This is a genomic window from Paenibacillus sp. FSL K6-0108 (genome assembly GCF_045040695.1).
Lineage (GTDB): Bacteria > Bacillota > Bacilli > Paenibacillales > Paenibacillaceae > Paenibacillus > Paenibacillus pabuli_B.
The window spans coordinates 6,020,252-6,032,849 of the sequence record NZ_CP150288.1 but is presented as its reverse complement, the minus strand read 5'-3'; the positions used below and the strand labels follow the sequence as shown (position 1 = coordinate 6,032,849).

The following is a 12,598-nucleotide window of genomic DNA, read 5'->3' as shown; positions in this document are numbered from 1 at the left end:
CTCAAACTCTCAAACAGCTTGCTTTTGCATGGAGCTTGTTCTTTGAAAACTAGATATCGAAACGAAATATGCGAATTAGAACATTCCTTTTTAGCTGAACTTGTGTATAACAAGTTTAATAAATTGGTACTTAATTGCTTTTGCGATGGTATTGAATGGGAGCGACTTTTGGCTTTGCGCAAGCAAAACAAGGGAAGCGAGCAGTCAAAACCGGAGCAATATGGTTAAGCTACTAAGAGCACACGGAGGATGCCTAGGCGCTAGGAGCCGATGAAGGACGTGGCGAACAACGAAACTGCCTCGGGGAGCTGTAAGCAAGCTTTGATCCGGGGGTGTCCGAATGGGGAAACCCAGCTGGGGTAATTTCCAGTTACTCGTAACTGAATACATAGGTTACGTAGAGGCATACCAGGGGAACTGAAACATCTAAGTACCCTGAGGAAGAGAAAACAATAGTGATTCCGTCAGTAGCGGCGAGCGAACGCGGAGAAGCCCAAACCAGAGAGCTTGCTCTCTGGGGTTGTGGGACGTCTCACATGGAGTTACAAAGGAGCCGGTTAAACGAAGAGGTCTGGAAAGGCCCGCCAAAGAAGGTAATAGCCCTGTAGTTGAAAGTTGGCTCTCTCCGAGACGGATCCCGAGTAGTGCGGGGCACGTGAAACCCCGTATGAATCCGGCAGGACCATCTGCCAAGGCTAAATACTTCCTAGCGACCGATAGTGAAGCAGTACCGTGAGGGAAAGGTGAAAAGCACCCCGGAAGGGGAGTGAAATAGAACCTGAAACCGTGTGCTTACAAAAAGTCAGAGCCCGTTTTAGGGGTGATGGCGTGCCTTTTGTAGAATGAACCGGCGAGTTACGTTCCCGTGCAAGGTTAAGGTGAAGAGCCGGAGCCGCAGCGAAAGCGAGTCTGAATAGGGCGAATGAGTACGTGGACGTAGACCCGAAACCGGGTGATCTACCCCTGTCCAGGGTGAAGGTGCGGTAACACGCACTGGAGGCCCGAACCCACGCACGTTGAAAAGTGCGGGGATGAGGTGGGGGTAGCGGAGAAATTCCAATCGAACTCGGAGATAGCTGGTTCTCCCCGAAATAGCTTTAGGGCTAGCCTCGGAAAACAGAGTCGTGGAGGTAGAGCACTGATTGGGTGCGGGGCCCGCAAGGGTTACCAAGCTCAGTCAAACTCCGAATGCCATAGACTTACTTCCGGGAGTCAGACAGTGAGTGCTAAGATCCATTGTCAAAAGGGAAACAGCCCAGACCATCAGCTAAGGTCCCCAAGTGTGTGTTAAGTGGGAAAGGATGTGGAGTTGCACAGACAACCAGGATGTTGGCTTAGAAGCAGCCACCATTGAAAGAGTGCGTAATAGCTCACTGGTCGAGTGACTCTGCGCCGAAAATGTAACGGGGCTAAACACACCACCGAAGCTATGGCTTGGATCGACTTCACTGCTTCTTTGAGGCGTGTTGTCCACAAGGACATTTTTGTCAGACAAGGATTGAAATCTTGGATGACCAAATGCTTCCCAGGGGATAAACACAGGGCTTCGAAGCTGGAGTGAAGTCGATCCAGGGGTAGGGGAGCGTTGTATAAGGGTTGAAGGTGTACCGTAAGGAGCGCTGGACATTATACAAGTGAGAATGCCGGTATGAGTAACGAAAAGATCAGTGAGAATCTGATCCGCCGAAAGCCTAAGGGTTCCTGAGGAAGGCTCGTCCGCTCAGGGTAAGTCGGGACCTAAGGCGAGGCCGAAAGGCGTAGTCGAAGGACAACAGGTCGAAATTCCTGTACCACCGTAAGCCGTTATGAGCAATGGGGGGACGCAGCAGGGTAGTGACGCGGACTGATGGATGTCCGTCTAAGCAGTGAGGCTGATGTGTAGGCAAATCCGCACATCGTTAAGGCTGGGCTGTAATGGGGAGCGAAAATTATAGTAGCGAAGGTCATGATCTCACACTGCCAAGAAAAGCCTCTAGCCAGGTGATGGTGCCCGTACCGCAAACCGACACAGGTAGGCGAGAAGAGAATTCTAAGGCGCGCGGAAGAACTCTCGTTAAGGAACTCGGCAAAATGACCCCGTAACTTCGGGAGAAGGGGTGCCCCGGTAGTGTGAATAGCACGAGGGGGCCGCAGTGAAAAGGCCCAAGCGACTGTTTAGCAAAAACACAGGTCTGTGCGAAGCCGTAAGGCGAAGTATACGGGCTGACGCCTGCCCGGTGCTGGAAGGTTAAGGGGAGCGGTTAGGGAGTAATCCCGAAGCTGTGAACCGAAGCCCCAGTAAACGGCGGCCGTAACTATAACGGTCCTAAGGTAGCGAAATTCCTTGTCAGGTAAATTCTGACCCGCACGAATGGCGTAACGACTTGGGCGCTGTCTCAACGAGAGATCCGGTGAAATTTTAATACCTGTGAAGATGCAGGTTACCCGCGACAAGACGGAAAGACCCCATGGAGCTTTACTGCAGCTTGATATTGAATTTGGGTACGATCTGTACAGGATAGGTGGGAGCCTTTGAAGCCGGAGCGCCAGCTTCGGTGGAGGCACCGTTGGGATACCACCCTGATCGTATCTAGGTTCTAACCTGGTACCGTAATCCGGTGCGGGGACAGTGTCAGGTGGGCAGTTTGACTGGGGCGGTCGCCTCCTAAAGAGTAACGGAGGCGCCCAAAGGTTCCCTCAGAATGGTTGGAAATCATTCGAAGAGTGCAAAGGCATAAGGGAGCTTGACTGCGAGACCTACAAGTCGAGCAGGGACGAAAGTCGGGCTTAGTGATCCGGTGGTACCGCATGGAAGGGCCATCGCTCAACGGATAAAAGCTACCCTGGGGATAACAGGCTTATCTCCCCCAAGAGTCCACATCGACGGGGAGGTTTGGCACCTCGATGTCGGCTCATCGCATCCTGGGGCTGAAGTAGGTCCCAAGGGTTGGGCTGTTCGCCCATTAAAGCGGTACGCGAGCTGGGTTCAGAACGTCGTGAGACAGTTCGGTCCCTATCTGTCGTGGGCGTAGGAAATTTGAGAGGAGCTGTCCTTAGTACGAGAGGACCGGGATGGACGTACCGCTGGTGTACCAGTTGTTCCGCCAGGAGCACCGCTGGGTAGCTATGTACGGACGGGATAAGCGCTGAAAGCATCTAAGCGTGAAGCCCCCCTCAAGATGAGATTTCCCAGTATGTAAGACCCCTTGAAGACGACGAGGTAGATAGGCTGGGGGTGGAAGTGCAGCAATGCATGGAGCTGACCAGTACTAATCGGTCGAGGGCTTATCCAAATATGCAAGTTGTAAGTCGCAGATTTCGTTTCGGATCTAGTTTTCAGAGAATAAACTCTGAAATAAAATGAAAATCGGTACATCACAGAAAGTGTATATGATTTTCAGTTCCAACTTTGATTTCAAGAAGCTATGCTTCGACAAATCGCGTTTGGTGGCGATGGCGGAGGGGTTCCACACGTACCCATCCCGAACACGACCGTTAAGCCCTCTAGCGCCGATGGTACTTGGACCGCAGGGTCCTGGGAGAGTAGGACGCCGCCAAGCGAAACCCCTTTGGGGTATTTTTTTTCGATATGGGCCCTTAGCTCAGTTGGTTAGAGCGCACCTCTGATAAGGGTGAGGCCGGTGGTTCGAGTCCACCAGGGCCCATAGTAATACCAGATATACTAAAAGTATATGGGGCCATAGCTCAGCTGGGAGAGCGCCTGCCTTGCAAGCAGGAGGTCAGCGGTTCGATCCCGCTTGGCTCCACCATTCCCTGATAGCTCAGTTGGTAGAGCACTCGACTGTTAATCGAGTTGTCACAGGTTCGAGCCCTGTTCGGGGAGCCATATGGAGAGGTGTCCGAGCTGGCCGAAGGAGCACGATTGGAAATCGTGTAGGCGTCACAAGCGTCTCGAGGGTTCGAATCCCTCTCTCTCCGCCAGATAATTTTTTAGTGAGGCCCGTTGGTCAAGGGGTTAAGACACCTCCCTTTCACGGAGGTAACAGGGGTTCGAATCCCCTACGGGTCATTGTTTTATTTTTAGGGGATGAGAATCCCAAAGGTTCGTCGGAGGATAAGCTTCGTTAGCAATGGCTTCGCAGTCTCGAACGAAGTGAGAGTATCCCCTACGGGTCATTTATGGAGGCTTAGCTCAGCTGGGAGAGCATCTGCCTTACAAGCAGAGGGTCGGGGGTTCGATCCCCTCAGCCTCCACCATATAAACTTTTAATAACGACGCGGGGTGGAGCAGCCCGGTAGCTCGTCGGGCTCATAACCCGAAGGCCGCAGGTTCAAATCCTGCCCCCGCAATTAACCTTTCTTTTAAGAAAAGTGATCTGGAACCGTGGTGTAGTTGGCCTAACATGCCTGCCTGTCACGCAGGAGATCGCGGGTTCGAATCCCGTCGGTTCCGCCATTTTTTATTTTATTTACTGCTTGCGGACGTGGCTCAGCGGTAGAGCATCGCCTTGCCAAGGCGAGGGTCGCGGGTTCGATTCCCGTCGTCCGCTCCAATATTATTTGCGCCCTTAGCTCAGCTGGATAGAGCGTTTGACTACGAATCAAAAGGCCGGGAGTTCGAATCTCTCAGGGCGCGCCATTATAACTTCATATGCCGGCGTGGCGGAATGGCAGACGCGCTCGACTCAAAATCGAGTGGGAAACCGTGGAGGTTCGAGTCCTCTCGCCGGTATAACATAACGGGATGTAGCTCAGCTTGGTAGAGCACCTGGTTTGGGACCAGGGGGTCGCATGTTCAAATCGTGTCATCCCGATCTCAAAAAAGACGGATTATCTATTTATAGATGATTCGTCTTTTTATTTATGTTTAAAAGGTGGCCATATTCTAAGCAATGATAATCTCTAAGTTCGTGACATCCATTAATAAGGAATTAATATAGCTTTTTTCTGCTTATCTCTCAGTCATAGCGCATTGTGGATGCCATAGGTAACTTTGCATAAACCCCAGTTCTTTCGGTCACAATAGGTTTAAAAAGGGATAGAAGGGGTTCATGTGAACACGTTTAACTTCAAAAAACAATTCAAAAGACGCTGGCGCCGCTGGAAAAGAACAGTATGGATGACTTCAGCGTTGGTTGCCGTGGCCATACTGGCTTATAGCGGTTTGCCGATTTCTTCTGCAATTGAGCGTTTGCTCACAACCAATTTCAGTGAGGCTGTATCTGTAATGGGACCTGCCACGAGTGAACCAAGGTCTGATCAGGAAATCCAAACTTTGATGGGACAACTGGAATCGGATCCGGATCATTTAACCAGTGTTGTGTTGGAAACTCAATATATCTGTGGAGTAGAAACGGAACAATTGGGTAAGATGGCAATTCCTCAATTAAAGATGCTGCTCACACAACATCCGGATTGGGATGCTCAGGTTGACTCAACAGAAGTGTTACGGATCAAGCAGCATGTGGATGACCTCTCTCCAGTATGTAAAGAGCAGGCTTATATTAGCATAGATGCTGTGGGAAATCTTAACCTTTATGAAGGACGACCTGAAGAAGAGAAAGTTATCCGTACTTTTTTTCAGATGGACGTAGGCACATTGGAGACCTCACTGCCTGAAGGTGTGTTGGAGCAATTGCAGCAAGGTATCCGTATTCAGGACAAGGATGAGTATGACAGTGTGATCTCCACGTTCAGCGATTATGCAGTGGATGAGGCCAGTAAAGAAATTCGTAATGGTGGATAAAGAACAGGCGGATCTACATGCATTAAACGTATTGTTAGCATCCGATGGAGGAGAAGTACTTGGTTGAAGGACACCACCATTAGGTCTTACAACATATGAAGTGAACGAAGAGCATTCACTGGTTATATAAATATGAATTGAAATGAAGGACATCGAAAGGTGTCCTTTTTGTCGTTTCATGACCGATACACCGTAATATAGGGAATAACGATTGTAGGTTATTTACGAATTCAGGCGAGTATATGAAAGGACAAAGTTTTTCCTGCCGCAGGGTCTATCTTTTGTTATAATGAAATGAACGATACATATGTTCGCTTTTGTAAGGGAGAGATGGATTTGCGTTTTTTGGGAATTGACCCGGGGATTGCGATTGTCGGTTTTGGTTTTGTGGATAAAATCGGCAGTAAGGTAACACCTGTTCAATATGGCTGTATTCAGACAGAAGCTCATACCCCTGAAGAGGAACGGTTGCTTCATGTATATGAGGGCATGGTGCAGCTGATTGATAAATATAAACCGGATGCGGTAGCGCTGGAGAAACTTTTTTTCAATCGTAACGTCACAACAGCGATGTCTGTCAGTCAGGCGAGAGGTGTCATGGTACTGGCTGCTGCCCAGAAGGGACTGCCGATTGCCGAATATACACCGATGCAGATTAAGCAGGCGATTGTTGGATACGGAAAAGCGGAGAAGCGGCAAGTGCAGGAGATGGTCAAGATGTTTTTGCGTTTGCAGGCGATTCCGAAGCCGGATGACGTAGCAGATGCTTTGGCTGTAGCGGTGTGTCATGCACACTCATATACATTAAATTCCAAGTTGAATGAGGTTTTGCGAAAATGATTGATTTTCTAAGAGGACAGTTCGTACATCTGGAGAATGAATATATTGTGCTGGATGTGCATGGGGTTGGTTATCGTGTATTCTGTCCAAATCCTTTTGCATTTGCGAAGCAAGAAGGCGAAATTATGGTATATACCCATCACCATGTACGTGAAGATGCGATGTTGCTGTTTGGTTTTGCCACTCGTGAGGAACAGAAATTATTTCGCAAGCTTATCGAGGTATCAGGTATTGGGCCCAAAGTTGCTCTAGGTATACTCGCTGGAGGTACGCCGGACCATGTTGTGACTGCCATTTATCAAGAGAATCTGACGTTTCTGACCAAGCTGCCGGGGATTGGCAAGAAAACAGCGCAGCGTATGATACTGGATCTTAAGGACAAATTGGATGGTTTCGGTGCTGCCACGTATGCAACAGGTTTGTTTGCCCCTCCTTCGGAAGAAGCAGGAAGCGGCTCTGCCTGGGATGAGGCTCGTGAAGGGCTGAAAGCGCTGGGGTATACCGACAGTGAACTGGATAAAGTGTGGCTCAAACTGAAGAAAGATGTTACGTCGGCCGATTCTGTCGATGTGTTGATGAAACGGGCACTGCAAATGCTGTTTACGGGATAATTAATTTTGCCTCTATAATAGAGCAGTAAGCCGCATAAAAAAGGTAGGGATGAACATGGATGACCGGATTATTTCCGCGAACCTGATGATGGAGGATCAAGCTGTCGAGCTCAGCCTTCGTCCCCGGTATTTGAATGAATATATTGGGCAGAACCAGGTCAAGGAGAATTTGAAAATATACATTGAAGCCGCCAAGATGCGCAATGAGGCGCTTGACCATGTGTTGTTATATGGCCCGCCCGGACTTGGTAAAACAACACTTGCCAATATCATTGCCAATGAATTGGGTGTTAACTTGCGCACAACATCCGGACCGGCGATTGAACGTCCAGGTGATCTGGCTGCGTTGCTCACAAACCTGCAAGAAGGAGATGTCCTGTTCATTGACGAAATTCATCGCCTTCATCGTACGGTAGAAGAAGTGATGTATCCCGCCATGGAAGACTTTGCGTTGGATATCATGATTGGAAAAGGCCCAAGTGCCCGCTCTGTACGTCTTGATCTGCCATCGTTTACGCTGATTGGGGCTACAACCCGTGCAGGCTTGCTGTCTGCGCCTCTCAGAGACAGGTTTGGTGTTATTAGTCGGCTGGAGTTCTACACGGTGGATGAGCTGGCCTACATCGTCTCACGAGCCTCAGAGATTCTAGGGGTGGAGATTGTTGGTAATGCTGCCGAAGAGATTGCATTGCGCTCCCGCGGGACACCAAGGATTGCCAACCGTTTGCTAAAAAGAGTGCGTGACTTTGCCCAGGTTCGGGGTGATGGTATTATCACACAGGCTCTGGCGGAAGAAGCACTGCAGCGTCTGCAGATTGATCCGCGTGGTCTGGACGAGATCGATCACAAGATGCTCAAATCCATGATTAACAGTTTCCGTGGAGGCCCGGTGGGCCTGGATACAATTGCCGCTACGATTGGTGAAGAGAGTCAGACCATTGAGGATGTGTACGAGCCCTATTTACTGCAGATTGGCATGCTTCAACGTACGCCGAGGGGCAGAATTGTAACGGACTTGGCCTATCACCATCTGGGTCTGCCGGTTCCACCGAGAGACGCCAAATAATTGTGACTATAAATCAATGAAGTTCATTTTAATTTACAACTTGGGACAAACATGGAGAGGAGACTGATCGTGGGGAAAGTAATACAAAAAAAGAAGTGGAGTCGTCGTTTGAAGGTGTTGGCCGCAGCTCTGTTGACGGTAGGATGCCTGCAAGTGCCTGTTTATGCTGCTGAAAGTGACGGGCAGATGATCCGGGTAGCCATGTTTGCGAACCTGGGAAGCACCTATAAATCGACTACTCCACTGATTACGCTTGAGTCAGGTGGAAAATGGAATATTGGTTCCGAAAGCGGGGCAAGTATAACTCTTCCAGCAGGACAAATCCGTTTCAGCGCAGATGGGTTCCGCGTAAAGGTATTGGAAACAGGGGATTTCAAAACAGCGGCAGCAGCTGCAAAATTGTTGCAGGCAACCAGCGATAAGCCATTGTTATTTACCACGTCTTTAAGTGGGAAAGCCACTTATCAGCTCTACACGGGTAACTATGCAACAGAGGCGTTGGCTGGACAAGCGGTTGCACGTGTACAAAAAGTGGCTGCAGCCCAGTTGGGTGGACAACAACCAGTGGTGACGGGCAGCAAGCGTTTATCTACAGGAGTCTACAGTTCGCTCCAAGAGGCAGAAGCGGTACAAGCATCTCTTTCATCGGCAGGAGTTAGTTCTTATACCGTTCTTCAACTGGATGGAGGGAGTCAAGGGTATACCGTATGGGTGGGTGAAGCCTCATCAGATGCTGATTTGTCTGCATTCAAAAAGAGTGTGGAAGCCAGTGTTCCAGGAGTAAACCTGTCTCCGGTAAACAGTAATAGTGCTGCGCTTATTATCCGGCAGGATGCCGGGTTAAGCACTGATGCACTTAAAACAGCCCCGCATTACACCATTGCCGGCAGTGAAGCTAAGGCTTTCGTACAAGGAGATGGCAGTGGGATCAAAGTGGTGGAGCGTTCCGGGCGGACGTATCGCGGTGACATGGAAATAAGCATTGTAAGCGGCGACTTGGCTTTGGTTAATGTTGTTCCACTGGAGCAATATTTATACTCTGTTGTTGGTGCAGAAGTTTATTCTTCCTGGCCAGCAGAGGCACTGAAAGTACAGGCTGTCGCTGCACGCTCTTATGCGCTTCAGCAGGGGGATCGTTTTAAAATTGCCAATGTCGTGGATACCACACTCAGTCAGGCATACAACGGAATGGGTTCAGAAAATGATAAAGTCTCCAGTGCGGTTGATGCCACCTCTGGTGAAGTCATCAAGAGCGGTGGTAAAATTGTTGAAGCTGTATTCTCTTCCAATGCAGGAGGACAGACTGCACATCCATCCGAAGTATGGAACGGAGGCGAGGGTGTGTTCATTAATGTGGATAGCCCTGGAGATACATCAGCTCAAGCTGGATTACAGACATGGTATCATGTGCTGTTGAGTACAGGAGTCAGCGGCTATATCCGCGAGGATAATGTCAAAGAATTAACGACCAAAACGGATGCGGGTTTAGCCAAAGTGACGGTTACTGCCCAAAATACCAATGTGCGTCCCGTTCCGTTAATTCAATCGAATGTTGATCCGGTAGCGAAAATGAACCCAGGCAACGAAGCTGTTGTTCTGGCCAAAGTGCCGCAATCCAATGATTATGCATGGGTTAGAGGGCCGTTCACGTCAGCCCAATTGGTTAAAACCCTGCAGGGTAAAACGACTTCTGCTGTTCCATCCTCAATCTCAACGCTCGAAGTGACCAAGCGCGGGCCATCAGGAAGAGCACTTGAAGTTACAGCCAACGGCCAGCCCATGACGGTAAAATATGCAGATACATACCGTTCTGCTTTAGGTGGATTACCGAGTACTTTATTTGATATTGCAGGGACCGGAAGTTATACTGTATTAGGCGCTGACGGCAAAACAGCAAGCAAAACCGGCTCACAGGGGGCTGCTGTACTATCTGCGTCGGGCACAGGAACTTCATCCAGTAATGCTCTTGTAGTTATGAGCGGTGATGGTCAAGCCCGAGCTGTAACTCAGGGCCAAAGCTTCATGTTCATCGGTCAGGGAAATGGGCACGGATTGGGCTTATCCCAATGGGGTGCAAAAGGTATGGCAGATGAAGGGTATGATTACCAGGCAATATTGAAACACTATTATCAAAATGCGACTATTGTTAAGGAATGAATTTACTATGAATGTGAACTTATATGATTTTGAATTGCCGGAGCAATTGATTGCACAGACACCACTGCTTGACCGCACGGCGTCTCGATTGCTTACCTTAAACAAGGAGAGCGGTGAGGTTAACCATCACACGTTCCCTGATATTATCGACTTCCTTCAGCCTGGAGATACACTAGTTCTGAATGATACACGTGTTCTTCCAGCACGGTTGTTCGGAACCAAAGCGGATACGGGAGCGAAGGCGGAAGTGCTTTTGCTCAAAAACGTGGAGGGCGATCGTTGGGAGGCTCTGGTTAAACCAGGCAAAAAGCTGAAAGCCGGTTCGGTCATCGTTTTTAGTGACGAGCTCAGGGCAGTCATTGATGAAGAAGGCGATATGGGTGCGCGTTTGCTTACGTTCTCCTATGAGGGAATCTTTCAAGAGATTCTGGATCGTCTGGGTGAAATGCCGCTGCCTCCTTATATTAGAGAAACACTGGATGACCGGGAAAGGTATCAAACCGTATATGCGAAACATGAAGGATCGGCCGCTGCTCCGACAGCGGGTTTACATTTTACAGATGAACTGCTGAACCGAATTCGGGATAAAGGCGTTAATGTAGCTTTCATCACACTTCACGTGGGACTCGGAACATTTCGGCCCATGTCGGTTGACAATGTGGAAGAGCATGTCATGCATGAGGAATACTACTCTCTGTCTCAAGAGACGGCGGATCTCATTAATGAAACGAAAAAACGCGGCAACCGTATATTTGCTGTAGGAACAACAAGTTGTCGAACCCTTGAAACGGTCGGGAGCAAGTTTGAAGACGGGCAGTTGCAAGAAAGCAGCGGCTGGACCAAAATTTTTATCTATCCGGGATATACGTTCAAAGTGATTGACGGGATGCTTACGAATTTTCATCTACCCAAATCCACATTGGTCATGTTGGTCAGTGCGCTTGCGGGCAGAGAACAAATCATGCATGCATATGAGGAAGCGATTAAAGAACAGTACCGTTTCTTCAGCTTTGGCGATGCCATGTTAATCTATTAAGATGTGAAGGTATTACGATTAATTTTTAGAGGATGATTAAAACCAATGGCAGCAATTACGTACGAACATATTAAAACGTGTAAACAATCCGGAGCCCGTTTGGGACGTGTACATACACCTCACGGTATTATTGAGACACCAACCTTCATGCCTGTAGGTACACAGGCGACGGTGAAAACGATGAGTCCAGAAGAGCTGAAAGAGATGGATGCTCAGATCATTCTGAGTAATACCTATCATCTGTTCCTGAGACCTGGACACGAGATTATTCGTCAGGCAGGCGGCCTGCACAAATTTATGAACTGGGATCGTCCGATTTTGACTGATAGCGGCGGGTTCCAAGTGTTTTCTCTTAGTGAGATGCGCAAAATTACGGAGGAAGGCGTTAACTTCCGCTCCCATCTAAACGGGGATAAAAAATTCCTTTCGCCTGAAGTGGCAATGGAAATTCAGAATGCACTGGGCTCCGATATCATGATGGCATTTGATGAGTGCCCACCGTATCCGGCTGAGTATGAATATGTGAAAAAATCACTTGAAAGAACGAGCCGCTGGGCAGAACGTTGTCTGGAAAGTCATGCTCGTCCGAACGATCAAGGGCTGTTTGCCATCGTTCAGGGAGGCATGCACGAAGATCTTCGTCGCCAAAGCGCAGCAGATTTGACTTCCATGGATTTCCCGGGTTATGCTATTGGTGGACTGAGTGTTGGAGAACCGAAACATTTGATGTATGGCGTATTGGACTACACTGTTCCTTTGTTGCCGTCCAATAAACCACGCTATCTAATGGGTGTTGGTTCACCCGATGCATTGATTGAGGGATCGATTCGCGGAGTGGACATGTTCGATTGTGTTCTGCCTACCCGAATTGCCCGTAACGGAACAACGATGACCAGCCAAGGACGACTGGTAGTTCGTAATGCCAAGTTTGCAACCGATTTTGGGCCACTGGACCCTGAGTGCGATTGTTATACTTGTCGAAACTATTCAAGAGCCTATTTGCGTCATTTAATCAAAGCGGATGAAACGTTTGGCTTGCGATTGACGACCATCCACAATCTTCATTTCTTGCAGAATTTGATGCGCAATGTGCGTAAAGCCATAATGGAAGATCGTTTGCTTGATTTCCGGGATGAATTTTTCGATCAATATGGTCTTCATGACAATGACAAAGGTTTCTGATCAGGTTTTTGCGGAACCGA

At 48.9% G+C, this 12,598-nt stretch carries 7 protein-coding genes, 12 tRNA genes and 2 rRNA genes; all 21 read left to right on the top strand.

The genetic code is table 11. The features are described from left to right. Positions 1–222: 222 nt before the first annotated feature. A 23S ribosomal RNA gene (locus tag MHB49_RS27445) occupies positions 223–3,272 on the top strand. Positions 3,273–3,422: 150 nt separating this feature from the next. After that, positions 3,423–3,539: ribosomal RNA gene (rrf, locus tag MHB49_RS27440) — 5S ribosomal RNA — on the top strand. 31 nt (positions 3,540–3,570) lie between these two features. Next, positions 3,571–3,644 (top strand) — tRNA-Ile (locus MHB49_RS27435). Positions 3,645–3,673: 29 nt separating this feature from the next. Then, positions 3,674–3,749, top strand: a tRNA-Ala gene (locus MHB49_RS27430). A 1-nt stretch (position 3,750) separates the two neighbouring features. Then, positions 3,751–3,826 (top strand) — tRNA-Asn (locus MHB49_RS27425). Between the two features lie 3 nt (positions 3,827–3,829). Further along, positions 3,830–3,921 (top strand) — tRNA-Ser (locus MHB49_RS27420). A 16-nt stretch (positions 3,922–3,937) separates the two neighbouring features. Next, positions 3,938–4,009: transfer RNA gene (locus MHB49_RS27415), tRNA-Glu, on the top strand. Positions 4,010–4,121: 112 nt separating this feature from the next. Beyond that, positions 4,122–4,197, top strand: a tRNA-Val gene (locus tag MHB49_RS27410). Positions 4,198–4,216: 19 nt separating this feature from the next. Next, a tRNA-Met gene (locus tag MHB49_RS27405) sits at positions 4,217–4,290 on the top strand. Between the two features lie 28 nt (positions 4,291–4,318). Continuing rightward, positions 4,319–4,396, top strand: a tRNA-Asp gene (locus tag MHB49_RS27400). 22 nt (positions 4,397–4,418) lie between these two features. Continuing rightward, positions 4,419–4,493, top strand: a tRNA-Gly gene (locus MHB49_RS27395). A 9-nt stretch (positions 4,494–4,502) separates the two neighbouring features. Beyond that, positions 4,503–4,579: transfer RNA gene (locus tag MHB49_RS27390), tRNA-Arg, on the top strand. A 14-nt stretch (positions 4,580–4,593) separates the two neighbouring features. Further along, positions 4,594–4,672 (top strand) — tRNA-Leu (locus MHB49_RS27385). Positions 4,673–4,680: 8 nt separating this feature from the next. After that, positions 4,681–4,754: transfer RNA gene (locus tag MHB49_RS27380), tRNA-Pro, on the top strand. A 239-nt stretch (positions 4,755–4,993) separates the two neighbouring features. Beyond that, complete coding sequence (locus MHB49_RS27375; RefSeq protein ID WP_405153736.1) at positions 4,994–5,686, top strand: BofC C-terminal domain-containing protein; 693 nt, start codon at positions 4,994–4,996, stop codon at positions 5,684–5,686. A gap of 336 nt (positions 5,687–6,022) precedes the next feature. Beyond that, positions 6,023–6,526, top strand: a complete 504-nt coding sequence (ruvC, locus tag MHB49_RS27370; RefSeq protein ID WP_024633031.1) for a crossover junction endodeoxyribonuclease RuvC — start codon at positions 6,023–6,025, stop codon at positions 6,524–6,526. Then, positions 6,523–7,137 (top strand): Holliday junction branch migration protein RuvA, encoded by a 615-nt coding sequence (gene ruvA, locus MHB49_RS27365; RefSeq protein ID WP_076287741.1) that lies wholly within the window; start codon positions 6,523–6,525, stop codon positions 7,135–7,137. Before ruvC ends, ruvA begins: the two co-directional genes overlap by 4 nt. Positions 7,138–7,192: 55 nt before the next feature. Further along, positions 7,193–8,203, top strand: coding sequence for a Holliday junction branch migration DNA helicase RuvB (ruvB, locus tag MHB49_RS27360; RefSeq protein WP_053779099.1), 1,011 nt, complete (start codon positions 7,193–7,195; stop codon positions 8,201–8,203). Positions 8,204–8,272: 69 nt separating this feature from the next. Further along, positions 8,273–10,360, top strand: a complete 2,088-nt coding sequence (locus MHB49_RS27355; protein ID WP_405153735.1) for a SpoIID/LytB domain-containing protein — start codon at positions 8,273–8,275, stop codon at positions 10,358–10,360. A 7-nt stretch (positions 10,361–10,367) separates the two neighbouring features. Then, positions 10,368–11,396 (top strand): tRNA preQ1(34) S-adenosylmethionine ribosyltransferase-isomerase QueA, encoded by a 1,029-nt coding sequence (gene queA, locus MHB49_RS27350; RefSeq protein ID WP_405153734.1) that lies wholly within the window; start codon positions 10,368–10,370, stop codon positions 11,394–11,396. Positions 11,397–11,441: 45 nt separating this feature from the next. Continuing rightward, positions 11,442–12,578: a tRNA guanosine(34) transglycosylase Tgt gene (gene tgt, locus MHB49_RS27345; RefSeq protein ID WP_062325081.1), complete on the top strand. Its 1,137-nt coding sequence runs from the start codon at positions 11,442–11,444 to the stop codon at positions 12,576–12,578. Positions 12,579–12,598 lie beyond the last annotated feature (20 nt).

Coding starts and splice junctions, on each gene's coding strand:
- ruvB (WP_053779099.1), top strand. CDS start 7,193: ATGGATGACCGGATTATTTCCGCGAACCTGATGATGGAGGATCAAGCT.
- queA (WP_405153734.1), top strand. CDS start 10,368: ATGAATGTGAACTTATATGATTTTGAATTGCCGGAGCAATTGATTGCA.
- ruvA (WP_076287741.1), top strand. CDS start 6,523: ATGATTGATTTTCTAAGAGGACAGTTCGTACATCTGGAGAATGAATAT.
- tgt (WP_062325081.1), top strand. CDS start 11,442: ATGGCAGCAATTACGTACGAACATATTAAAACGTGTAAACAATCCGGA.